Consider the following 22,451-nt stretch of genomic DNA (forward strand, 5'->3'; position numbering starts at 1 on the left):
CCTGGCCCGGCCGGCACCGCCGTGGACCCGGGCACCTCGCGGATCGCCGTCGACCTCCTCGGCGGGGATGGTTCACCCGCCGTCGTGGTTGACGGCGCTCTGCGTGCCTGCCGCGCTGATCCCGATCTTCACCTGCTGCTCGTCGGTCCACCGGACGTCGCCGACGAGGTGCGTGCCGCACTGCCCACGGGGCAGCGGCACCGGATCACCGTACGTCCGATCGCTGCTGTCGGCCGATCGGGCCGCGACGGTGCCGGGCGGCCCGACGCCGCGCCGACGCATCCGGTGCGCCCCGGTGCCCGCCCTGGCAGCACCATCGCCGCCAGCGTCGCCGCCGTCGCCGACGGCACCGCCGACGCGGTGGTCTCCGCCGGCTCCAGCGGCGAGATCGTCACCGCCGCCGCGCTCGGCCTGGGCCGTTGGCCCACCGTACGCCGACCCGCGCTGGTCGCTGTCGTACCCGCCGTCGCCGGTCCGGTGGTGCTGCTCGACGTGGGCGCCAGCGTCGAGGCCCGGCCCGCCACCCTTGCCCAGCACGCGCTGTTCGGCGCGGCCTACGCGGCGGCCCGCCTCGACGTGGCGCGGCCCCGGGTCGGGCTGCTGTCGATCGGGGCCGAGCCGGGCAAGGGCGACCGGGCACGACGCGGCGCGGACAGCCACCTGCGGACGTCGCCGATGGCCGCCGATGGCCGTTACGTCGGGCTGGTCGAGGGCCACGACGTCACCCTCGGTCACGCCGCCGACGTCGTGGTGACCGACGGGTTCACCGGCAACGTCCTGCTCAAAGGCATCGAGGGCGCGTACGCGATGGCCGGCGGACCGGAGCCGGGCCGCCTGGCCCCACGGGCCGCGACGCTGCTCGGCGTGGCCGGCACCGTGGTGATCTGCCACGGGGCGGCCACCGGGGCGGATCTCGCCTCCGGGATCGTGCTCGCCGCCGACCTGCACCGGGCGCAGGTCACCGCGTCGGTCGCCCGAAGCCTCGACGACATCGCCCGGACGCTCGCCGACCAATACGAGGTGTCACCATGAGCAACGATCAGTCCGCGCGCCCGCCGGTGGCCCACCTGGAGGCCGCGTTCGGTGTCGCGTTCGATGTCGACCTGCTGGAACGCGCGTTGACCCACCGTTCGTACGCGTACGAGAACGGTGGTCTGCCGACCAACGAGCGGTTGGAGTTCCTCGGCGACTCCGTGCTCGGTGTGGTGATCACCTCGGCGTTGTTCCACAACCACCCGGACCTGCCCGAAGGTCAGCTCGCCAAGCTGCGGGCCAGCGTGGTCAACATGCGTGCCCTGGCCGAGGTCGCCCGCTCGCTCGGCCCGCACGGCCTCGGCCCGTACCTGCTGCTGGGCAAGGGGGAGGAGAGCACCGGCGGCCGGGACAAGGCGAGCATCCTGGCCGACACCCTGGAGGCGCTGCTCGGTGCGATCTACCTGCAGTACGGCCTGGACACCGCGTCGATCGTGATCCACCGGCTGTTCGACCCGTTGATGGCCGAGTCGGCCCGCCGGGGTGCCGCCCTGGACTGGAAGACCAGCCTGCAGGAGCTGACCGCGACGCTGGGCCTGGGCGTGCCCGAGTACCGCATCGACGACGCGGGGCCGGACCACGCCAAGACCTTCACCGCCTGGGTGATCGTCGCTCAGCAGCGGTACGGCGGAGCCGAGGGCCGCAGCAAGAAGGAGGCCGAGCAGCGGGCCGCCGAAGCCGCCTGGCGGACCCTGTCCGCGCAGATGGTCGAGGCGCTACCGGTCGAGCCGGTCACGGCGGCCGGAGCCGGCGGGTCGGCTGAGCCAGCTGAGCCGGTGGAGCCAGTTGGAGCCACCGAGCCAGCTGGAGCCACCGAGCCAGCTGGAGCCACCGAGCCAGGTGGATCTGTTGAGCCCGATGAGGCGCGCGATGCCTGAGCTGCCCGAGGTCGAGACGGTTCGCCGGGGGCTCGCCGGCTGGATCGTCGGTCGCCGGTTCGCCGCCGTCGATGTCCGGCACCCCCGGGCGGTACGCCGGCACCTGCCCGGGCCGGCGCATTTCGCCGCGACCCTGGTCGGCTGCCAGATTCTCGACGTCCGCCGCCGTGGCAAGTACCTGTGGCTGCCGCTGGACTCCGGCGATGCGGTGGTGGGCCATCTCGGCATGTCCGGGCAGTTGCTGCTACAGCCGGCGGCGGCACCCGACGAGGTGCACCTGCGGGTCCGGTTCGAGTTCGCCGACGGCGACCCAGAGCTGCGCTTCGTCGACCAACGTACGTTCGGTGGGTTGGCCGTGTCGGCGGGCGGCGCCGACCTGCCGGCGGAGATCGCGCACATCGCCCGCGATCCGCTCGACCCGGACTTTTCCGATGCTGCCTTCGTCGCGGCCCTGCGCCAGCGTCGGACCGAGATCAAACGGGCGTTGCTGGACCAGTCGTTGATCTCCGGGATCGGCAACATCTACGCCGACGAGGCGTTGTGGCGGACCAGGCTGCACGGCACCCGGCCGACCGATCGCCTCCCCCCGGCGACGGTCACCCGGCTGCTGGGTCACGTACGCGACGTGCTGACCGAGGCGATCGTCCAGGGCGGGACGAGTTTCGACGCCCTGTACGTCGACGTCAACGGGCGTAGCGGCTACTTCGACCGGGCACTGAACGTGTACGGGCAGCAGGACCGGCCGTGCCGGCGTTGCGGTGCCCTGATCCGCCGCGAGGCGTTCATGAACCGTTCGTCGTTCAGCTGCCCGCGGTGCCAGCCCCGACCGTGGACCAGGCCGGCGGCAGCAGCCGGTCAGGCGCGTCAGGCCACTGCGCCGAACATCTGAGTCCAGTAGAGGGTGCCGTTCGCCGAGGTAGCGGTACCCACCCCCATCGCGACCGCGTCGCAGTTGAGGATGTTGGCCCGGTGTCCGGGACTGTTCATCCAGCCGTCCATCACCGCTTCCGCCGTCGGGTAACCGGCCGCGACGTTCTCCCCGATCGCGTGCTCGTAGTCGGCGCGCTCGGCACGTTCCCATGGTGAACTGCCGTCGCTGCCCTCGTGGGACATGTTGTCGGTGGCGGCCTGATCCTCGCTGTGCAACCGGGACGCTTCGGACAACCGGGTGTTGATGGTGACCGGTCCGCAGCCGTTCGCTCCGCGTTCCTGGTTGACGATCGCCAGGACCTGCTGTTCCAGGTTTCCGCCGCCGCCGGTGGCCGATGACGGCGGCGCTGCGCTGGTCCGGGCCGGTGTGGCAGGGGTGGTCCGGGTCGGTGCGGGCGCCGCCGGCTCCGTGGTGCGTACCGGATCGGGGGCGGGCGGCGGCGCGGCGGAGGAGGGCTGCGCGCTGGTGGGGGTCGGGGCCGGGCCGAGTTCGGCCCGGGCTTCGGGGTCGCCGATCTGCGGTTCGGCCGTGGCAGCGGTGGTGTCCAGCGGCGGGTCGGTGACGGTGGCGCCGCCCGAGGCCGCGACCCCGCCCCCGCCGGTCCCTGAGCCGGTGTCGGCGGTGAACCCGCCGCGCAGCAGCGCCGCTCCGCCGCCGATCGCGACCAGCAGGACCGCGACGAGGGCGGCCAGGGCGACCGGTCCGGGGACACCACGCCGCCGTCGGCCGCTGTCCGGTCCGTCCGCGTCGTCGACATCATCGGTACGCCGTCCCCGGCGCCGGCTCGCCCGGTGCACGACGGTGTCGTCGTCGGCCCGGCCGTCGTGCTGTCCGTCGTCGCCGTCGAGCCACCCGCTGGCGTCGTGGGCGCCGGTGTGGTCCTGGTCGTGACCGCTGTGGTCGAGGCGGTGTCCGCCGTTGTCGAGCTGGTATCCGGCGGTCGCGTCGAGGCCGTAGTGGTCGCTGCCGGTGTGGTCGTATCCGCCGGGTTGGTCGTATCCGTAACCGCCGGTGGCGTCCACGTCGTAGCTGGCGGTGGGCAGCGGGGCGTACCCGTCGTGGCCGTAGCCCGTCTGGCCGTAACCGTCGTACCCGGCCAGCTCGTACCCGGCCTGGTCGTACCCCGCCTGGTCGTACCCCGCCTGGTCGCGACCGGCCAGCTCGTACCCGGCCTGGTCGTACCCCGCCGGCTGGTGTCCGGCCTGGCCGTGATCGTGGTGGTGACCGGGCCCAGGCTGCCAGCCGGGGTCGAGATGGTCGCGCCAGGAGGCCTGCCCGAGCCGGTCGTCGTCCCAGGCGGGGTCAGGGTGCCCGGAAAGGCCAGCGGCGGGCGGCACAGGCCCGTCCGGTTGGTAGCCATCGACCGGATCGTTGCGCCGGTACAACGTACGTTCCTCCGCGTGGTGAGGGTGATCGGCGGCGCGGGCCGGAGTCGCCCGGGGCGCATGGGCCGGGATGCGACGCTACGGACCGATAGGGACGATCGGCAACGGTGCTAAGGGAAACCGGCGATCCCGCTAAGGAAGAGATAAGGCGGGCAGGTCGTCACCCGGAGCCGCCCGTACGGAGGGTGAGGCTGGTGTGACCTGTGCCGCAAAACCGCCGCCCTTCGTACCTTTTGGGCGATAGATTCGGTAGATGATGTGGTGATCCTCGTCTGGTGGAACTTGACGAAGCGATGACTTCGGCGGAACATAGGGGTGTCGCCAGTCGCGCCCAGTCGTGCCCTCGCATGCCCGAGGGTTGACAGTCGCGAGGATTCACGGGCGCGCGTTGGCCGGCCTTTCCGGCAGCGCATTACAAGGAGACGAAATGGCGAAGGCCCTCTACGGCCACGTTGGTGCGGCACCCGACCGGCGCCTGCTCGACGAGGTCACCAGATTGCGTGCCAGGGTACAGGCACTGGAGTTCGAGATCACCCGGCTGCGGGCCGAGAACGACCGGCTCGCTGCGGCGGTCGCCGAATCCGACGACCTGCTGCGGCTTGCGGAGCCCGCACTCACCTGATCCCGACGGGCGCCGGTGACGGCCGGCGCCCACCGCCAGTGCCCGGACCGACGATCGAAGGCACCACACCGCGCGCCGACACATCAGTGGCGGCGCGCAGCTTTTTGTCCCGGGTCGCCTCCCGGCTCCGGGTCGTCCCGCCGGCCCCGGCTCGCCGACACCCTACGTATCCGCTGGCAGGAGCGGCGACAGGTTAGCCTGTGCGGTACTGACCAGGACTGACGGCCGACTGACCAGGACTGACGGCCGCCCGGCGACCCGTCGGACGAGGAATCGGACCGTGCATCTCAAGAGCCTGACGGTGAAGGGCTTCAAGTCCTTCGCCTCCGCCACCACCCTGAAGCTGGAACCCGGGATCACCTGCGTGGTCGGTCCCAACGGTTCCGGCAAGTCCAACGTCGTCGACGCCATCGCCTGGGTCCTCGGCGAGCAGGGTGCCAAGGCGCTGCGCGGCGGCAAGATGGAGGACGTCATCTTCGCCGGAACCGCCGGTCGGGCACCGTTGGGCCGGGCCGAGGTGACCCTGACCATCGACAACACCGACGGGGCGTTGCCGATCGAGTACACCGAGGTGTCGATCACCCGCCGGATGTTCCGCTCCGGTGAGAGCGAGTACGAGATCAACGGCAACTCCTGCCGGCTGCTCGACATCCAGGAGCTGCTGTCCGACTCGGGTATCGGCCGCGAGATGCACGTCATCGTCGGCCAGGGGCAGCTCGACGCCGTACTGCACGCCAAACCGGAGGACCGGCGGGCCTTCATCGAGGAGGCGGCCGGCGTACTCAAGCATCGCAAGCGCAAGGAAAAGGCGCTGCGCAAGCTCACCGCGATGCAGACCAACCTGGACCGGCTGACCGACCTGACCGCGGAGCTGCGCCGCCAGCTCAAACCACTGGGCCGCCAGGCCGAGGTGGCGCGGCGGGCCGCCGGTATCCAGGCCGACCTGCGCGACGCCCGGCTGCGGCTGCTCGCCGACGACCTCACCACCCTACGGACCACTCTGGACAAGGAGATCGCCGACGAGACGGCGCTGCGGCAGCGGCGTGCCGAGGTGGAGACCGAGCACGCCGAGGTGCAGAGCCGGCTCGCCGAACTGGAGGCCGCGCTCGCCGAGGACGCGCCGCTGCTCGCCGCCGCCCAGGACACCTGGTACAAGCTCGCCGCCCTGCAGGAACGGTTCCGCTCCACCGAGCAGTTGGCCGGCGAGCGGCTGCGCCACCTGTCGGTGCTGCCCGACGACGAACGACCCGGCCGGGACCCGGACCAGCTCACCGCCGAGGCGGAACGGATCCGTGAGCAGGAGGAGGAACTGCGGGCCGCGCTCACCGAGGACCAGATCCGGCTCGCCGAGGCGGTGGAGGGCCGCCAGCAGCTCGAAGCCCAGCTGGCGCAGGCCGAACGGGCGCTGGTCGCGGCGGCCAAGGCGATCGCCGACCGGCGGGAGGGCCTGGCCCGGCTGACCGGCCAGGTCAACTCCGCACGGGCCCGCACCTCCAGCTCCGCCGAGGAGATCGCCCGGCTCACCGCCGCGCACGCCGACGCCCAGCTGCGGGCCGACCACGCCCAGCAGGAGCTGGACCTCGCCGCCGAGTCGTCCACCGAGGCCGACCGGGACAACGCCGATCTCGACGCCCGGCACGCCGAGGCGGTCGCCGCGCACGACGCCGCCGCCGCGCAGGTCCGCGAACTCTCCGACGCCGAGCGGCGGGCCGAGAAGGAAGCGGCCACCTGGAAGGCCCGCGAGGACGCCCTGGCGATGGGGCTGCGTCGGGCCGACGGCGCCGGTGAGCTGCTGGCCCGCGCCGACCAGGTACCCGGTCTGCTGGGCAGCCTGGCCAGCATGTTGACGGTCGCCCCCGGCCACGAGGCGGCGCTGGCGGCGGCGCTCGGCGCACTGGCCGACGCGGTCGCGGTCACCGGCGTCGACGAGGCCGCCGAGGCGATGCGGCTGCTGAAGATCCAGGACTCGGGCCGGGCCGCCCTGGTCGTGGCCGGCGCGGCCGGGCCCGGCATGATCGGCTCGGCCGACGCGCTGCGGCCGGCGCTGCCGGCCGGCGCGACCTGGGCCCCCGACGTGATCACCTGCACCGAGCAGCTGCGGCCGGCCCTGCACTGGGCGCTGCGCGACGTGATCCTGGTCGCCGACCTGGCCGCCGCCACCCGGGCCGTCGCCGACCATCCGCAGCTGCGGGCGGTCACCCCCGACGGCGACATCGTGGGGGCGTACAGCGCCGCCGGTGGCTCCGCCAAGGCACCGAGCTTCATCGAGGTGCAGGCGGCGGTCGAAGAGGCCCGCACCAACCGGCTGACCGCCGAGGCGGCCGCCACCGAGCTCAGCGCGCAGCTGGCCGAGGCACGCCAGCGCGCGGCGGAGTGCAAGGAACAGGTCGCCGAGGCCGCCGCCGCCCGCCGGCAGGCCGAAGGCCAACGCAACGCCGCCGCCCGCAGGCTGGCCGAACTCGGCGCCGCCGCCCGGTCGGCGCACGCCGAGGCGCAGCGCCTGGCCGCGTCGCGGGACAAGGCCACCGAGGCCCGGGAACGGGACCTGGCCACCTTGGCGGAGCTGGAGGAGCGGCTGGAGCTGGCCGAAGCGACACCGATCGACGAGGATCCGTCGACAGCGGAGCGTGACGAACTCGCCGCGATGCTGCCCGGTGCCCGGCAGAACGAGATGGAGGTACGGCTCGCCGTCCGTACCGCCGAGGAGCGGGTCTCGTCGATCGCCGGCCGGGCCGACTCGCTGCTGCGGCAGGCGGCGGCCGAACGGGCCGCGCGGGAACGGGCCGCCGCACGCAGGGCCGCCCGTGCCCGGGGTGCGCAGATCGCCCGGGCGGTCACCGCCGGTGCCCGGTTCGCGCTCGGCCGGCTGGCCGACTCGCTGGTCGAGGCGGCCCGCACCCGCGACGAGATCGCCGGCGCGCGGGCCGCGCGGGAAGCCGAGCTGCAGGAGGTACGCGGCGCGGCGAAACGCCTCGGGGCCGAGTTGGAGCGGCTGACCAGCGCGGTGCACCGCGACGAGGTGGCCCGCGCGGAGCAACGGCTGCGGATCGAGCAGCTGGAAGCCAAGGCGGCCGAGGACTTCTCCCTGGACGTGGAGACGCTGCTGGCCGAGTACGGTCCGCATCAGCCGGTGCCGCCGACGCAGGCCCAGGTGGCGGCGGCCGCCGCCGACGGCAGACCGGAGCCTGTCCCGGTGCCGTTCGACCGGGCCACCCAGGAGAAGCGCTCGGCCAAGGCCGAGCGGGAACTGGCCCTGCTCGGCAAGGTCAACCCGCTGGCGCTGGAGGAGTTCGCCGCGCTGGAGGAGCGCTACAAGTTCCTGTCCGACCAGCTGGAGGACCTCAAGGCGACCCGCAAGGACCTGCTCACCGTGGTCTCGGACGTGGACGCCCGGATCCTGGAGGTCTTCGCCAGCGCGTACGCCGACACCGCCCGCGAGTTCGAGCAGGTGTTCACGGTGCTGTTCCCCGGCGGGGAGGGTCGGCTGGTGCTCACCGACCCCGACGACCTGCTGACCACCGGGGTGGAGGTGGAGGCACGGCCACCCGGGAAGAAGATCAAGCGGCTGTCGCTGCTGTCCGGCGGGGAACGCTCGCTGACCGCGGTCGCGATGCTGGTGGCCATCTTCCGGGCCCGGCCGAGCCCGTTCTACATCATGGACGAGGTCGAAGCGGCCCTGGACGACGTCAACCTCGGCCGGCTGATCACCCTGATGGCGCAGCTGCGCGACCGCAGCCAGCTGATCATCATCACCCACCAGAAGCGCACCATGGAGGTGGCGGACGCGTTGTACGGCGTCACCATGCGCAACGGGGTGACCCAGGTGATCAGCCAGCGGCTGAAGTCCGCCGACGAGTCCCGGCCCGCCCCGACCCAGGCAGGCCAAGCGACGCAGGTCGGCACCCCGGTCGAGGACGACAGCGCCCCGGTGGAGGTCAGCGCCCCGGTGGAGGTCAGCGCGGCGGCGGATCAGTGAGCCGCCGTCGCGCCACCGTCCGCAGCTGACCGTCCTTGCCAGTGCCTTCGAGGAGCACCTCGGCGGCGGGGCCGTCGTGCACCAGGGTGCTCACCGCGTTACCGAAGTACGGCCCGTCGAGTTTGCGCCACCGCAGCGACGGCGCGGGCAGCCCGGCGGCGCGCGCCAACGCGCGTACCGCCGTCGCCGGACCCCGCCACCAGCCCAGCCGCATCAGCGGACGCATCGCCGCCGGTACCTGGTTGTGGATCGGCGAACAGGTCAGCTGGTGCACCGGGGTGTGCACCTCGCCGGGAAGCGCCGCGCGGGCCACGTACGAGTGGTGCACGTCACCGGAGAGCACGCTGATCGACGCCGGTGGCGGGTACGCCGGCCCGGCACCCACCCGGGCCGGCGGTGTGGCACCGGCACCAGCACCGGCTTCGGCGGTCTGGCGTTGCCCGGAGCCGACCCGGGCGAACAGTTGGCCGAGGGCGTCGAAGGAGCGCTGGAAGGCGGCCCAGTGCTCCAGATCCACGCTCTGGCGCAGCCACTCGGCGACCGTCGCCACCGTGCGACGCGGTGAGTCGGCGAGCTTCTCGTTCCAGGCTTCGAGGTGGTGGATGCCGTGCGGCATCAGCCACGGCAGGGACGAGCCGACGACCAGGTGGTCGTAGTCGCCGTGCACCTGGTCGGTGAACCACGCCCACTCGCCGGCCGGCAGCATGCTGCGGGCCCCGGGCCGCAGCACCCGGCTGCACCGGTTGTCGAGCACGACCACCCGGGTCCGGCCGAGGTCCAGCGCGTAGCTCCACTGGTACTGCACCTGGGACCACTGGCGCTGGTCGTGTGCCACGTCGGCCTCGGCGTCCACCCGCGTGCCGAACTCCCGCAGCACCTCGGTGGCGTCCTCGACGCCGGTGACCGCCCGGTAGACCGGATCGGCGGCGATCTCGTCCGGGCTCAGGTTGCCAAGGTGCTGGTACACCCAGTATGAGGCGAGCCCGCTGCTGATCCGTTCGGCCCACCAGGCCTCTCCGCGCATCTCGGCCCGCCACGCGGCCGAGGTGTTCCAGTCGTCGATCACCTCGTGGTCGTCGAAGATCATCACACTCGGTACGGTCGACAGCAGCCAGCGGATCTCCGGATCCCGCCACGACTCCAGGTACAACCGGGTGTACTCGGGGAAGCTCACCACCTGGTCGTCCGGCGCACCGGGCGGCAGCCCCCGGTGTCGGCGACGGTGGCGCAGGAACCGTCGGATCACCGGCGAGGTCTCGTCGGCGTACACCTGGTCGCCGAGCAGCATCAGCAGGTCCGGCCAGGCGTCGTCGGCCGGGTCCAGCTCCATCAACCGGCGGGCGTAGGAGTCCAGCGCGTCCGGTGGCAGCCGGCGTGCGGTGGAATGCTGGGTGGTCTCCCGGCAGGAACCGAAGAGCAACCGCACCTGCTGGTCTGCGTCGTCGGCCCGGCGGGTCCGGATCACGCTCGCCGGGTACCGCTGGTCCGGCTCCGGCCAGACCTGCCGGTCGTCCAGCAGGACCTGGTAGCGGGTGCTGGTCCCGGGCGGCAGCCCGTCGACGACGACCAGCGCGTAGTGGTGCCCGAACGCGCTGAACGTGGCCGCGGCACCACCCGCCGGGCCGTCCGTGACCACCCGTACGGTGGTCGGAGCGCTGGTCTCCACCCAGATCGTCGCCCGGTCGGCGACCACCCGCCGCAGCAGCGGGCCGACCAGCAGTTGGGGTGGCCCGGCGGTGTGGTCGTCGGGCACCGGCCGGTCGGCCTGGGCCGGGCCGGGGACGGCCCCGGTCACCGCAACGGCCGCAGGGTCGCCGTCGGCACGGGCCGCGAGGTCGCCGTCGGCACGGGCCGCAGGGCCGCCGTGGGCGTGGCGGACGCCGCGCCGGTGGTACGTCGGAACATGGTCGACCTTTCGCGAGCCCGGGTGATCGGTCCCTTTGTACCCGCGACCTGGCCCGGGTACCCAGGCCCGCGACCGTACGATCTGCCGGCGACACTGTAAACCGTGGGCGTCGGGGCCCAATTGGGTACGGTGGGCGGGACGCGCCGACAGCCATCTGTCAGGATTTCCGCATGGATTACCTCGTCCTCGCCGCGATCCTGCTCGGCGTGCTGCTGCTCGCCGGCCTGGGGCTGGTGGTGCCCCGCCTGCGCCGGCAGCCGCCGCTGCCACCAGCGCCGCCGACGACCCCCGGCGAGGTCGGGCCGCAGCAGCGGCCCCCAGTGGTCGACGAGGGTGAACGGCCGGCCGGCATCGCCGTCGAGCAGCGTCCGCCGGCACCGCCGGCGGAGCCCGACCAGGCCCCGGCCGAGCCGGTCGCGCCGACCGGGCCGGTGCTGGAGCGGCCCGAGCCGACCGCCGGTCGACTGGTCCGGCTGCGGACCCGGCTGTCGCGGTCGCAGGGTCTGCTCGGCAAGGGTCTGCTCAGCCTGCTCTCCCGGGACCGGCTCGACGAGGATGTCTGGGAGGAGATCGAGGAGAGCCTGATCTCCGCCGACGTCGGCATCGACGCGACCCGCCAGATCGTCGACCGGCTGCGCGAACGCACCCGGGTGCTGGGCACCCGCAGCGCCGACGAGCTGCGGGCGCTGCTCACCGAGGAGCTGGTCGCCGCCCTGGATCCGCAGCTGGACCGGGCGTTGAACACCTCCGGTGAGCCGAGCGTCGTGCTGGTCGTCGGGGTCAACGGTGCCGGCAAGACCACCACCTGCGGCAAGATCGCCCGGGTGCTGGTGGCCGACGGGCGCAGTGTGCTGCTGGGTGCGGCGGACACCTTCCGGGCCGCCGCCGCCGACCAGCTGACGACCTGGGCGACCAGGGTCGGCGCCGAGGTGGTCCGTGGGCCGGAGGGTGCCGACCCGGCCAGTGTCGCGTTCGACGCGGTCAAGCGCGGCATCGACACCAAGGTCGACGCGGTCCTGATCGACACCGCCGGCCGGCTGCAGAACAAGATCGGGCTGATGGACGAGCTCGGCAAGGTGAAGCGGGTGGTCGGCAAGCACGGTCCGGTGCACGAGACACTGCTCGTGCTCGACGCCACCACTGGGCAGAATGGGTTGGAACAGGCCCGGGTGTTCACCGAGGCGGTCGAGGTGACCGGGGTGGTGCTGACCAAGCTCGACGGCACGGCCAAGGGGGGCATCGTCATCGCGGTGCAGCGCAAACTCGGTATCCCGGTGAAGCTGGTCGGGCTCGGGGAAGGCCCCGACGACCTGGCCCCGTTCGATCCGGCGCAGTTCGTCGACGCCCTGATGGGTGTCGAGTCACGTGGAACGGATGCGTAGCCCCGGGTGACGTACCGCGATCAGGAGCCACGTCTCGGACGACCGTACGTGACCCAGCATGAGATCCCGCTGCGCGGCGGCAACGTCAGCACCGTGGTGCGGGTCGGTGACACCGTCCGGCGCAACGTCGGCCCGTGGACCCCGTCGGTGCACGCCCTGCTGCGGCACCTGGAGTACGTCGGGTTCACCGGCTCCCCACGGGTGTTCGGGATGGACGAGCGCAACCGTGAGGTGCTGTCGTACGTCGAGGGGGAGTGCGGGGAGTACCCGCTGGCCCCGCACTGGGTCAGTGACGAGGCGCTGGTCACCGTCGCGACGATGCTGCGGATGTTCCACGACGCCCAGTACGGCTTCAACCCGCCGCGCAGCGCCGTGTGGCGCTCGTTCGGACCGCCGCCGCCGGACACCGAGGTGATCTGTCACCACGACGCGGCGCCGCACAACGTGATCTGGCGGCCGGACGGCACCCTCGCGTTGATCGACTTCGACCTGGCCTCGCCGGGTGCGCGGATCTACGACGTGGCGTACGCGGCGTGGACCTGGGTGCCGCTCTTCTCCGACCGGGACTCCTACACCCTCGGCTGGCGCCACCCGGACCGGCCCCGTCGGCTGCGGTTGTTCGCCGACGCCTACGGTCTGATTCCGCGCGACCGGCACCGGCTGATCCGGACGATCCGTAAACGGGTGGTCGACCACGTCGAGGGGATTCGGCGGATGGCGGCGGCGGGGGATCCGGCGTTCGTCCGGATCGTGCACAAGGGTCACCTTCGTCGTCCGATGCGCGATCTTCGGCTGCTGGACTACGAACGGCACATTCTCGAGTACGCCTTGCGCTGACCGGTCCGGGACGGGTCCACCGCTCGGCATCGTCGATGCGGCCAATGGCAAGGCTGTGTCGTCTTCCAGACACGCGGTGGTGGCTATTCGGCTGATATGCCCCCGCCTGAACTTCGGATAGTGAAGCTTTCTTCACATGTTGGAAACAACCCGTCACGTGCCGGAAACGGCTCGGGCACCGTAAGTGAAACAGCAGCCCAGCAAGCTTCGCGCAACCGGCGAGCGGGCGATGCTGCCTCTTGGTGCCGGTTTTGTTTCCAACTGAGAGGAGGCAGCGTGCCGGAACTAGATTCTGGTGCCACCGCCTGGATTTTGACTTCCGCCGCCCTGGTGTTGCTCATGACGCCCGGATTGGCGCTGTTCTATGGTGGCATGACGCGGTCCAAGTCCGTGCTCAACATGATGATGATGAGCTTCGGGGCGATCGGCCTGGTCAGCCTGCTGTGGGTCTTCTACGGCTACAGCATCGCCTTCGGCGACGACCTCGGTGGCATCACCGGTGACCTGTCGATGGCCGGCCTGCGTGGCATGCTCGAGTCCGGCACCGAAGGTGGCATCCCGGACCTGCTCTTCGTCGTCTTCCAGATGATGTTCGCCATCATCACCGTCGCCCTGATCAGCGGCGCGATCGCCGACCGGGCCCGGTTCGGCCCGTGGCTGCTCTTCGCCGGTCTCTGGGCCACCCTGGTCTACTTCCCGGTCGCCCACTGGGTATGGGGCGGTGGCTGGATCTTCGAACTCGGCGTCCTCGACTTCGCCGGTGGCACCGCGGTGCACATCAACGCCGGTGCGGCGGCCCTGGCGCTTGCCCTCGTCCTCGGCAAGCGGGTCGGCTGGCCGAAGGACAAGTTCAAGCCGCACAACCTGCCGATGGTCCTGCTCGGTGCTGGCCTGCTGTGGTTCGGCTGGTTCGGCTTCAACGCCGGATCCGCTGGTGCCGCCAACGGCACCGCGGCAGTCGCCTTCATCAACACCCAGGTGGCCACCGCCGCCGCGGTCCTCGGCTGGATCGTGGTCGAGTGGCTGCGCGACGGCAAGCCGACCACCCTCGGTGCGGCCTCCGGCGCCATCGCCGGTCTGGTCGCCATCACCCCGGCCTGTGCGTTCCTGGAGCCGCTCGGCGCCATCGCCCTCGGCATCATCGCCGGTGTCATCTGCGCCCTGGCGGTCGGCCTGAAGTACAAGCTCGGCTACGACGACTCGCTCGACGTCGTCGCCGTGCACATGGTCGGCGGCATCATCGGCTCGCTGCTGATCGGCTTCCTGGCCGTCGAGGTCCTCGCGGGTGAGGGCAACGCCGGACTGCTCTACGGCGGCGGCATCGGCCTGCTCGGCCTGCAGGCGCTCGGTGTGGTCGCGGTGCTGGTCTACTCGTTCATCGTCGCCTACATCATCGGCTTCGCGATCGACAAGACCATCGGCTTCCGGCTCAAGCCCGACGCCGAGGTCGAGGGGATCGACACCGCCGAGCACGCGGAGAGCGCCTACGAGTTCAGCAGCACCTCGGGTGGTGGCTTCGCCGCCGCAGGTATCGGGAAGGCGCCCGCCGCGACGGGTGAGTCCGCTCCGGTCAGCGAGAAGGTCGCCGGTTAACGTTCCCTGATGGAGGGCTTAGACATGAAGCTGGTGACCGCGGTCATCAAGCCGTACCAACTCGACGCGGTCAAGGAGGCTCTGCACGCCCTCGGCGTGGCCGGGCTGACCGTGAGCGAGGTCCAGGGGTACGGACGGCAGAAGGGCCACACCGAGGTGTACCGGGGTGCCGAGTACACCGTCGAGTTCCTGCCGAAGATCCGGGTGGAGGTGCTGACCGACGAAATCGACGTCGAGAAGGTCGTCGACGCGGTCGTCACGGCAGCCCGTACCGGGAAGATCGGTGACGGCAAGGTCTGGGTGACGGCCGTCGAGGACGTCATCCGGGTCCGTACCGGCGAGCGCGGTCTCGACGCGCTCTGATCCGGCGACTGGAGGACAGATGACCGACGGAGTCGGGGTCCGGCACCGCGCAGCGGCCGGCCCCGGCCCGTCGCTGTCCAACGGCATCGGCGCCGCCGCCCGCGTGGAGCGGGCGGCGGCGCTCGACGTCTGGCTGACCGCGCTGATGCCGGCCGGGCTGACCGGCATCGCCCTGGTGGCGGTCGGCGGGCTCGGCCGACTGCAGTGCTCCCCGTACAGCGATCTCGACCTGGTGCTGCTGCACCGGGGGGTCGCCGGGATGGACGAACTGGCGGCCCGGATCTGGTATCCGATCTGGGACGCCCGGCTCGGGCTGGACCACTCGGTGCGTACCCTGCCGGAGGCGTTGTCGGTCGCCCACGACGACGTCAAGGTCGCGCTCGGCCTGCTCGACGCCCGGCACGTCGCCGGCGACCGGGAGCTCACCGCCGATCTGCAGGCCGCCGCGACCGACCAGTGGCGGCGCACCGCCGTACGGCAGCTGCCGGCGCTGCGCGAGGTCACCGAGTCCCGTTGGCGCACCCACGGCGAGCTGGCCTTCCTTCTCGAAGGCGACCTGAAGGAGGCCGCCGGCGGGCTGCGCGACGTCGGCATCCTGCGCGGCATCGCTCTGGCTGGCATAGCCGACAGCATGCGTCCGGCCGCCCGCGCCGCCCACCTGCGGCTGCTGGACACCCGCGACGCGCTGCACGTCGCCGTCGGTCGCCGGGTGGACCGGCTGGTCGCCCAGGAACGCGCCACCGTCGCCGGCCTGCTCGACCTGGACGACCCGGACACCCTGCTGCGCCGGGTCGCCTCCGACGCCCGCACCATCACCCACGCCCTCGACGACGCCTGGCGCAGCGCCGAGCGGCTGCGCTCGGGCCGCCGTCGAGGCGGCGGACCGCCGGTGCGCCGCCCGGTGGCCCGTGACGTCGTCGAGCACGACGGTGAACTGGTCCTCGCCCGTACCGTGATCGGCGCCCGCCCCGATCCCAGCCTGTCGCTGCGGGTCGCGGCGGCCGCCGCCACCAGCCGGCTGCCGATCGCCCGGGCCACCTGCGAATGGCTCGCCGCGTACTGCCCGCCGCTGCCGGCGCCGTGGCCGGACTCGGCCCGCGCCGCGCTGATCACCCTGCTCGGTGCCGGTCCCGGCCTGGTGCCCACCTGGGAAACCTGCGACCGGTACGGGCTGGTCGACGGCTGGCTGCCGGAGTGGCCCCGGTTGCGCAGCCTGCCGCAGCACAATCCGGTGCACCGGTTCACCCTGGACCGGCACCTGGTGCAGGCGGCGCAGGAGGCCACCGCGTACACCCGGGAGGTGGACCGCCCGGACCTGCTGCTGCTCGGCGCGTTCCTGCACGATGTCGGCAAGGGTCTGCCCGGCGACCACAGCACCGTCGGCGCGCCGATCGCCGCCGGCATCGCCGCCCGGGTCGGGCTGCCGCCGGCCGACGTCCACCTGATCGACAAGCTGGTCCGGTTGCACCTGCTGCTGCCCGAGGTGGCCACCCGGCGCGACCTCAGCGACCCGGTGACCATCGCGCAGGTCGCCGAGGCGGTCGGCGACACCACCACGCTGAGCCTGCTGCACGGGCTGGCCCGGGCCGACGCACAGGCCACCGGTCCGGCCGCCTGGTCGGACTGGAAGGGCCGGCTGATCGCCGAACTGGTCCGCCGGGTGCACACCGCACTCGACACCGGGGTCCTGCCGCAGCCGCCGCAGCCGGACCCGGCGCTGGTCGCCGGTCCGTTGCCGGCCGTGCACATCGACGGCGACGACCGGGTCGCGGTGGCCGCCGCCGACCGGCACGGACTGCTCGCCGCAGTCGCCGGCTGCCTGTCGCTGCACCGGCTCGACGTGCTGACCGCCGACGCCTCCACCGTCGACGGCCGGGCGTTGGTCGAGTTCCGGGTGCAGCCCCGCTACGGCAGTCCGCCGGAGCGCATCGCGCTCGCCGCCGACCTACGCCGGGCGGTCACCGGCGACGTGTCGGTCACCCAGCGGCTGCGTGGGCGGGCGATGGCGGCCCGTCGGTCCGGCGCCGACCCCCGGGTGGTCTGGCACCGGGAGGCGGCCACCGACGCGGTGGTGCTGGAGTTGCGGGCGGCCGACTCGGCCGGCCTGCTGTACCGGGTGACCAGCGCGTTGGACGAGGCCGGTGCCCAGGTGCGGGCCGCGCGGATCTCCACCCTCGGCGGCGACGTGGTGGACACCTTCTATCTCGTGGGTGGCTGGCCGGACGACGCCGAACGGGACCGGCTGGCGGCCGCAGTGCTGGCCGCCGCCCGCTGATTCTCTCCCCATGATCGCGGCGATCTTGCACTCATCGAGAACTTCTGTCCGGTTTGTCCGTCGACAAGCGCAAGATCGTCGTGATCATGGGGGCTGCCAGTAGGGTGGAGCGGGCGGTGCATGCGGCGGTTAGGCTTGCGTGGTCGCCGGTGTCGAGCCCCTCCGATGCCGCTGTGAACCTGACCTGCCGGATCAACGTACGGGATGTTGCGTCGTGTTTGACACATTGAGTGATCGGCTGTCCGGGATCTTCGGCAAGCTCCGGGGCAAGGGGCGGCTCACCGACGCCGACATCGACGCCACCGCGCGGGAGATCCGGCTGGCGCTGCTGGAGGCCGACGTCGCGCTGCCGGTGGTGAAGTCCTTCATCGCCCGGATCAAGGAGCGGGCGCGTGGGTCGGAGGTGTCCCAGGCGCTCAACCCGGCCCAGCAGGTCATCAAGATCGTGCACGAGGAGCTGGTCGCGGTCCTCGGTGGCGAGCAGCGCCGGCTGCGGTTCGCCAAGCAGCCGCCTACGGTGATCATGCTGGCCGGCCTGCAGGGCTCCGGCAAGACCACGCTCGCCGGCAAACTGTCCAGCTGGCTCAAGGCCCAGGGGCACCAGCCGTTGCTGGTCGCCGCCGACCTGCAACGGCCCAACGCGGTCGGCCAGCTGCAGGTGCTCGGTGGCCGGGCCGGAGTGGAGGTCTTCGCCCCGGAGCCGGGCAACGGGGTCGGCGACCCGGTCGCGGTGGCGAAGGCGTCGCTGGAGCACGCCCGCCGGACCGCCCGCGACATCGTCATCGTCGACACCGCCGGTCGGCTCGGTATCGACGCCGAGATGATGGCCCAGGCGGCGGCGATCCGCGACGCGGTCGACCCCGACGAGGTCATCTTCGTCATCGACGCCATGGTCGGGCAGGACGCGGTGCGCACCGCCGAGGCGTTCCGCGACGGCGTCGGGATCACCGGCGTGGTGCTGTCCAAGCTCGACGGCGACGCCCGTGGTGGTGCCGCGCTGTCGGTACGGCAGGTGACCGGTGAGCCGATCCTGTTCGCCTCCACCGGGGAGAAGCTCAGCGACTTCGACGTCTTCCACCCGGACCGGATGGCGAGCCGGATCCTCGGCATGGGCGACGTGCTCACTCTGATCGAGCAGGCCGAGCAGGCCTTCGACGCCGATCAGAAAGAGAAGATGACCGCCAAGCTGATGGGCGGCGAGCAGTTCACCCTGGAGGACTTCCTCGACCAGCTCATCGCGGTGCGCCGGATGGGGCCGATCGCCAACGTGCTGGCGATGATGCCCGGAATGGGGCAGATGAAGGACCAGTTGGCCGAGGTCGACGACAAGCACTTCGACAAGGTCACCGCGATCATCCGGTCGATGACGCCGGGGGAGCGGACCAACCCGAAGATCATCAACGGTTCCCGACGGGCCCGGATCGCCAACGGCTCCGGGGTCACCGTGATGGACGTCAACCAGCTGCTCAACCGCTTCGCCGAGGCGCAGAAGATGATGAAGCAGATGGGCGGCATGATGGGGCTGCCCGGTGGCGGTCGGCGCAAGGCGACCAAGTCGCCGAAGAACAAGCGCAAGGGCACCAAGGGCGGCCGCGGCGGCGGTGCCCGGCCGCGGACCGGCGGTCAGCTGCCGGCCGGCTTCCCCGGCGGGATGCCGCAGCTGCCGCCGGGCCTGGACCCGAACGCGCTGGGCGGTGGCGGCGGCCTGCCCCCCGGGTTCAAGCTCCCCAAGATCGACTTCAACAAGCTGAACAAGCGCAAGGACGAGGACTGAACGCCGCCGTGACCGTGCCCGGCGCGCTGCACGTACGCGGCGTCGTGCTGCCCGAGGACCGCATCCGGGACCTGTGGCTGGTCGGTGACCGGGTGACGCTGACTCCGGTGCCCGGGGCGACGACCGTGGTCGACGGCGGGTTCATCCTGCCCGGACTGGTCGACGCGCACTGCCACATCGGCATCGCCCGGGGTGGGGCGCCGATCGGCTCCCTCGACGAGGCCCGTCAGCTGGCCTACGCCGACCGGGACGCCGGTGTCCTGGCCATCCGCGACGCCGGATCGCCGTACCCGTATCCGCAGCTCGACGACGAGCCGGAGCTGCCCCGACTGGCCCGGGCCGGCCGGCACGTCGCGCCGCCCCGGCGCTATCTGCGCGACATCGGCGTCGAGGTGGCGGCGGCGGAGCTGGCCGACGCGGTCACCACCCAGGCCGCGGCCGGCAACGGCTGGGTCAAGCTGGTCGGCGACTGGATCGAGCGTTCCACCGGGGATCTCGCCCCGGCCTGGGGTGCCGACGCGATGGCCGGGGCGATCGCCGCCGCGCACCGCGCCGGGGCCCGGGTCGCCGCGCACACCTTCGACGAGGCGGCGGTGGAGATCCTGGTCAGGGCTGGGGTCGACTCGGTGGAGCACGGCACCGGGCTGAGCCTCGACCTGATCGACGAGATGGCACGGCGGCGGACCGCCCTGATCCCGACCATGATCAACATCGCCACGTTCGGTGGCATCGCCGACCGGGCCCGGGAGAAGTTCCCCCGGTACGCCGACCACATGCTCGCCCTGCGCGACGGCTTCCCCGACGTGGTCCGCGCCGCGTACGACGCCGGCGTGCCGATCTTCGTCGGCACCGACGCCGGCGGTGGGATCGACCACGGTCGGGCCGCCGACGAGATGCTCGCCCTGCACACCCGGGCGGGGATGCCGGCCGAAGCGGTGCTGGCCGCCGCCAGCTGGGCCGCCCGCGACTGGCTCGGCTTTCCGGGCCTGGTCGAAGGCGGGCTCGCCGACCTCGTCGCCTACCCCGTCGACCCCCGGACCGACCTGCGGGTGGTCCGCGCCCCGCACCGGATCGTCCTGCGCGGCCGGGTGCTGCGCTGACCCGTCGGCCGGGTGCTGCGCTGACCCGTCGGCCGGGTGCTGCGCTGACCCGTCGGCCGGGTCCTGCGCTGACCCGTCACCGGCGGCGCATAGGATGTCCGGTCATGGCCCGCGTGCTCACACCTCGTGCGGAGGATTTTCCCCGCTGGTACCAGGATCTGATCGCCAAGGCGCAGCTCGCCGACAACGGCCCGGTGCGCGGCACCATGGTGATCCGACCGGCCGGCTACGCCATCTGGGAGCGGATGCAGTCCGAGTTGGACAACCGGATCAAGGCGGCCGGGGCGGAGAACGCGTACTTCCCGCTGTTCATCCCGGAGAGCTACCTGCGCCGGGAGGCCGAGCACGTCGAAGGCTTCTCCCCGGAGCTGGCCGTGGTGACCCACGGCGGCGGCAAGCAGCTGGCCGAGCCGGTGGTGGTCCGGCCGACCAGCGAAACCGTCATCGGTGAGTTCATGGCCAAGTGGGTCGACTCCTACCGGGACCTGCCACTGCTGCTCAATCAGTGGGCCAACGTGGTGCGCTGGGAGCTGCGCCCCCGGGTGTTCCTGCGCACCAGCGAGTTCCTCTGGCAGGAGGGGCACACGGCGCACGCCGACTTCGTCGACGCCCGCGCCTACGCCCGGCGCATCCTGCACGAGGTGTACGAGGACTTCCTGGTCGAGGTGCTCGGCATCCCGGTGCTGGTCGGGCGCAAGACCGCCCGGGAGCGCTTCGCCGGCGCCACCAGCACCTACACCCTCGAAGGCATGATGGGCGACGGCAAGGCGCTGCAGTTGGGCACCTCGCACGAGCTGGGCCAGAACTTCGCCCGTGCCTTCGACATCACCTACACCTCGGCCGAGCGCACCGTCGAGCACGCCTGGACCACGTCCTGGGGGGTCTCCACCCGCATGCTCGGTGGACTGATCATGGTGCACGGCGACGACAACGGCCTGCGGGTGCCGCCCCGGCTGGCGCCGGTCCAGGCGTACGTGATGGTCGTCAAGGCCGGCGACGGGGTCACCGAGGCGGCGGTCACGCTGCGCGACGCCCTACGCGACGCCGGACTGCGGGTCGGCCTGGACGACCGGGTCGACACCCCGTTCGGCCGCCGGGCCGTCGACGCCGAGCTCAAGGGCTATCCGGTACGGATCGAAGTGGGCCCGCGCGATCTGGCCGCCGGCAACGCGGTGCTGGTCCGGCGTACCGACGGGTCGAAGACCCCGGTGCCGGTCGCCGACGTGGTCGGCGCGGTCCGCGCGGCGCTCGAAGCCGACCAGCAGGCCCTGCACGACCAGGCGTTGGCGCTGCGTGAGTCGCGCACGGTCGAGGTCGACGATCTCGCCGACGGGATCGCCGCGGCGGCGACCGGCTGGGCCCGGGTGCCGTGGTCGCGGGTCGGCCCGGCCGGTGAGGCCGAGGCGAACGGCAAGGGCGTCACCGTACGGTGCCTGCTGCGCCCCGACGGCTCGGTCCCGGACAGCGACGACGAGCCGGACCTGACCGCGGTGCTGGCGCGCTCCTACTGACCGCCGGCGGCGGGTACGCCGGTCGCGCACCCGCCCGCGCCGGAGCGGTCCGGCGGGCCGGTCGTCGTCGTTGGTCAGGGTGAGCGAAGGAGTGAGATGCGGTTTGCGCCAGGTCAGTTGATCATGCACCGGAACGTGCGGCGCGGTCGGCTCGGCTGGGTCCGACCGGCCCGGGTCGTCGCCGACGACGAGCGTGGCCTGCTGCTCTGGGTCGACCGGGGCACACCGGTGGCGAACGAGGTCGCCGACGACGGCCGGGGCATGCGGGCCATGCCGTTCACCGAGTGGATCACCCGCTCGTACCGGATCAAGCACGGCTGCTGGCTCGGGCCCCCGGTGCTGAAGTTCCTGCCGGCCGGCGCGGCCCACTCGGTCTGGTGGTTCCGTGACGACGCCGGCCGGTTCCTCAACTGGTACGTCAACCTGGAGGAGCCCGGCGTGCGCTGGGTCGACGACGACCTCGCCGGCGTCGACGTGGTGGATCAGGACCTGGACGTCGTGGTCCGTCCCGACCTCAGCTGGACATGGAAGGACGAGGAGGAGTTCGTCGAGCGCCTCGCCTTCCCCGAGCACTACTGGGTGGCCGACGAGGCGGCGGTCCGGGCCGAGGGCCGGCGGGTGATCGCGATCGCCGAGGCCGGGCAGTTCCCGTTCGACGGCACCTGGTGCGACTTCCGGCCGGACCCCGGATGGCAGCCGCCGGCTGCGCTTCCGCCCGGCTGGGACCGGCCACCGGTGGCCGGTGGCGGCGGCGCCTTCGGCGGGTAGCCGGGCGGTTCTCGGCCAGCGGTCGACGCTCGGTCGACGCACCGGGCCACCGGTTGTGGCGATCCGCCGACCGTCTGGCAGAATGGCGTGTTGGTATCCGGTGCGTGTCCGGCGCCCT

Annotated in this window: 15 protein-coding genes and 1 pseudogene; 14 read left to right on the forward strand and 2 right to left on the reverse strand. The window is 72.4% G+C overall.

Features of this window, described 5'->3' with window-relative positions:
• The first annotated feature begins 21 nt into the window (after nucleotides 1-21).
• The 3 genes from O7623_RS29440 to mutM are packed head-to-tail and all read left to right on the forward strand — an operon-like array spanning nucleotide 22 to nucleotide 2,799.
• Nucleotides 22-1,032, forward strand: a complete 1,011-nt coding sequence (locus O7623_RS29440) for a phosphate acyltransferase PlsX (protein WP_282229641.1) — start codon at nucleotides 22-24, stop codon at nucleotides 1,030-1,032.
• Nucleotides 1,029-1,910: a ribonuclease III gene (rnc, locus tag O7623_RS29445; protein WP_282226181.1), complete on the forward strand. Its 882-nt coding sequence runs from the start codon at nucleotides 1,029-1,031 to the stop codon at nucleotides 1,908-1,910. Before O7623_RS29440 ends, rnc begins: the two co-directional genes overlap by 4 nt.
• Nucleotides 1,903-2,799, forward strand: coding sequence for a bifunctional DNA-formamidopyrimidine glycosylase/DNA-(apurinic or apyrimidinic site) lyase (gene mutM / locus O7623_RS29450; RefSeq protein WP_282226182.1), 897 nt, complete (start codon nucleotides 1,903-1,905; stop codon nucleotides 2,797-2,799). The genes rnc and mutM overlap by 8 nt, the downstream gene beginning before the upstream one ends.
• On the opposite strand, the gene O7623_RS29455 is transcribed toward mutM, so the two are convergent.
• Complete coding sequence (locus tag O7623_RS29455) at nucleotides 2,775-4,226, reverse strand: CAP domain-containing protein (RefSeq protein ID WP_282226183.1); 1,452 nt, start codon at nucleotides 4,224-4,226, stop codon at nucleotides 2,775-2,777. The genes mutM and O7623_RS29455 overlap by 25 nt on opposite strands.
• A 427-nt stretch (nucleotides 4,227-4,653) precedes the next feature.
• Between O7623_RS29455 and O7623_RS29460 the strand changes: the two genes are divergently transcribed.
• Both O7623_RS29460 and smc read left to right on the forward strand, forming a co-directional pair.
• Nucleotides 4,654-4,848 carry a hypothetical protein gene (locus O7623_RS29460; RefSeq protein WP_282226184.1) on the forward strand — a complete coding sequence of 65 codons (195 nt, stop codon included), beginning with the start codon at nucleotides 4,654-4,656 and terminating at the stop codon, nucleotides 4,846-4,848.
• Between the two features lie 280 nt (nucleotides 4,849-5,128).
• Nucleotides 5,129-8,689 (forward strand): annotated as a pseudogene (gene smc, locus O7623_RS29465) (chromosome segregation protein SMC); the annotation flags it as partial.
• A 112-nt stretch (nucleotides 8,690-8,801) separates the two neighbouring features.
• On the opposite strand, the gene O7623_RS29470 reads toward smc, so the two are convergent.
• Nucleotides 8,802-10,544 (reverse strand): alkaline phosphatase D family protein, encoded by a 1,743-nt coding sequence (locus O7623_RS29470; RefSeq protein WP_282229642.1) that lies wholly within the window; start codon nucleotides 10,542-10,544, stop codon nucleotides 8,802-8,804.
• Between the two features lie 356 nt (nucleotides 10,545-10,900).
• Here O7623_RS29470 and ftsY point away from each other — a divergent pair, with 356 nt between their 5' ends.
• The 9 genes from ftsY to O7623_RS29515 all read left to right on the forward strand — a co-directional run bounded on the left by ftsY (nucleotide 10,901) and on the right by O7623_RS29515 (nucleotide 22,333).
• Nucleotides 10,901-12,112: a signal recognition particle-docking protein FtsY gene (gene ftsY, locus O7623_RS29475; protein ID WP_282226185.1), complete on the forward strand. Its 1,212-nt coding sequence runs from the start codon at nucleotides 10,901-10,903 to the stop codon at nucleotides 12,110-12,112.
• Between the two features lie 6 nt (nucleotides 12,113-12,118).
• Nucleotides 12,119-12,949 carry an aminoglycoside phosphotransferase family protein gene (locus tag O7623_RS29480; protein ID WP_282226186.1) on the forward strand — a complete coding sequence of 277 codons (831 nt, stop codon included), beginning with the start codon at nucleotides 12,119-12,121 and terminating at the stop codon, nucleotides 12,947-12,949.
• Between the two features lie 339 nt (nucleotides 12,950-13,288).
• Nucleotides 13,289-14,542 (forward strand): ammonium transporter, encoded by a 1,254-nt coding sequence (locus tag O7623_RS29485; protein WP_282226187.1) that lies wholly within the window; start codon nucleotides 13,289-13,291, stop codon nucleotides 14,540-14,542.
• Nucleotides 14,543-14,566: 24 nt separating this feature from the next.
• A complete protein-coding gene (locus O7623_RS29490; RefSeq protein WP_282226188.1) occupies nucleotides 14,567-14,905 on the forward strand; it encodes a P-II family nitrogen regulator in 339 nt (112 codons plus the stop codon).
• A gap of 19 nt (nucleotides 14,906-14,924) precedes the next feature.
• Nucleotides 14,925-17,180, forward strand: a complete 2,256-nt coding sequence (locus tag O7623_RS29495) for a [protein-PII] uridylyltransferase (protein WP_348775115.1) — start codon at nucleotides 14,925-14,927, stop codon at nucleotides 17,178-17,180.
• Nucleotides 17,181-17,394: 214 nt separating this feature from the next.
• Nucleotides 17,395-18,954, forward strand: coding sequence for a signal recognition particle protein (gene ffh / locus O7623_RS29500; RefSeq protein ID WP_282226189.1), 1,560 nt, complete (start codon nucleotides 17,395-17,397; stop codon nucleotides 18,952-18,954).
• Nucleotides 18,955-18,968: 14 nt separating this feature from the next.
• Nucleotides 18,969-20,054, forward strand: a complete 1,086-nt coding sequence (locus O7623_RS29505) for an amidohydrolase family protein (RefSeq protein WP_282229643.1) — start codon at nucleotides 18,969-18,971, stop codon at nucleotides 20,052-20,054.
• Nucleotides 20,055-20,158: 104 nt separating this feature from the next.
• Nucleotides 20,159-21,565 carry a proline--tRNA ligase gene (proS, locus tag O7623_RS29510; protein ID WP_282226190.1) on the forward strand — a complete coding sequence of 469 codons (1,407 nt, stop codon included), beginning with the start codon at nucleotides 20,159-20,161 and terminating at the stop codon, nucleotides 21,563-21,565.
• A gap of 96 nt (nucleotides 21,566-21,661) precedes the next feature.
• Nucleotides 21,662-22,333, forward strand: a complete 672-nt coding sequence (locus tag O7623_RS29515) for a DUF402 domain-containing protein (protein ID WP_282226191.1) — start codon at nucleotides 21,662-21,664, stop codon at nucleotides 22,331-22,333.
• The last annotated feature ends 118 nt before the right edge of the window (nucleotides 22,334-22,451 follow it).

The organism is Solwaraspora sp. WMMD791, from assembly GCF_029581195.1.
Classification (GTDB): domain Bacteria; phylum Actinomycetota; class Actinomycetes; order Mycobacteriales; family Micromonosporaceae; genus Micromonospora_E.

Excerpts from the sequence above, each read along its gene's own strand:
- rnc (WP_282226181.1), top strand. The coding sequence starts at position 1,029 with ATGAGCAACGATCAGTCCGCGCGCCCGCCGGTGGCCCACCTGGAGGCC.
- mutM (WP_282226182.1), top strand. The coding sequence starts at position 1,903 with ATGCCTGAGCTGCCCGAGGTCGAGACGGTTCGCCGGGGGCTCGCCGGC.
- O7623_RS29460 (WP_282226184.1), top strand. The coding sequence starts at position 4,654 with ATGGCGAAGGCCCTCTACGGCCACGTTGGTGCGGCACCCGACCGGCGC.
- ftsY (WP_282226185.1), top strand. The coding sequence starts at position 10,901 with ATGGATTACCTCGTCCTCGCCGCGATCCTGCTCGGCGTGCTGCTGCTC.
- O7623_RS29485 (WP_282226187.1), top strand. The coding sequence starts at position 13,289 with ATGACGCCCGGATTGGCGCTGTTCTATGGTGGCATGACGCGGTCCAAG.
- O7623_RS29490 (WP_282226188.1), top strand. The coding sequence starts at position 14,567 with ATGAAGCTGGTGACCGCGGTCATCAAGCCGTACCAACTCGACGCGGTC.
- O7623_RS29495 (WP_348775115.1), top strand. The coding sequence starts at position 14,925 with ATGACCGACGGAGTCGGGGTCCGGCACCGCGCAGCGGCCGGCCCCGGC.
- proS (WP_282226190.1), top strand. The coding sequence starts at position 20,159 with ATGGCCCGCGTGCTCACACCTCGTGCGGAGGATTTTCCCCGCTGGTAC.
- O7623_RS29515 (WP_282226191.1), top strand. The coding sequence starts at position 21,662 with ATGCGGTTTGCGCCAGGTCAGTTGATCATGCACCGGAACGTGCGGCGC.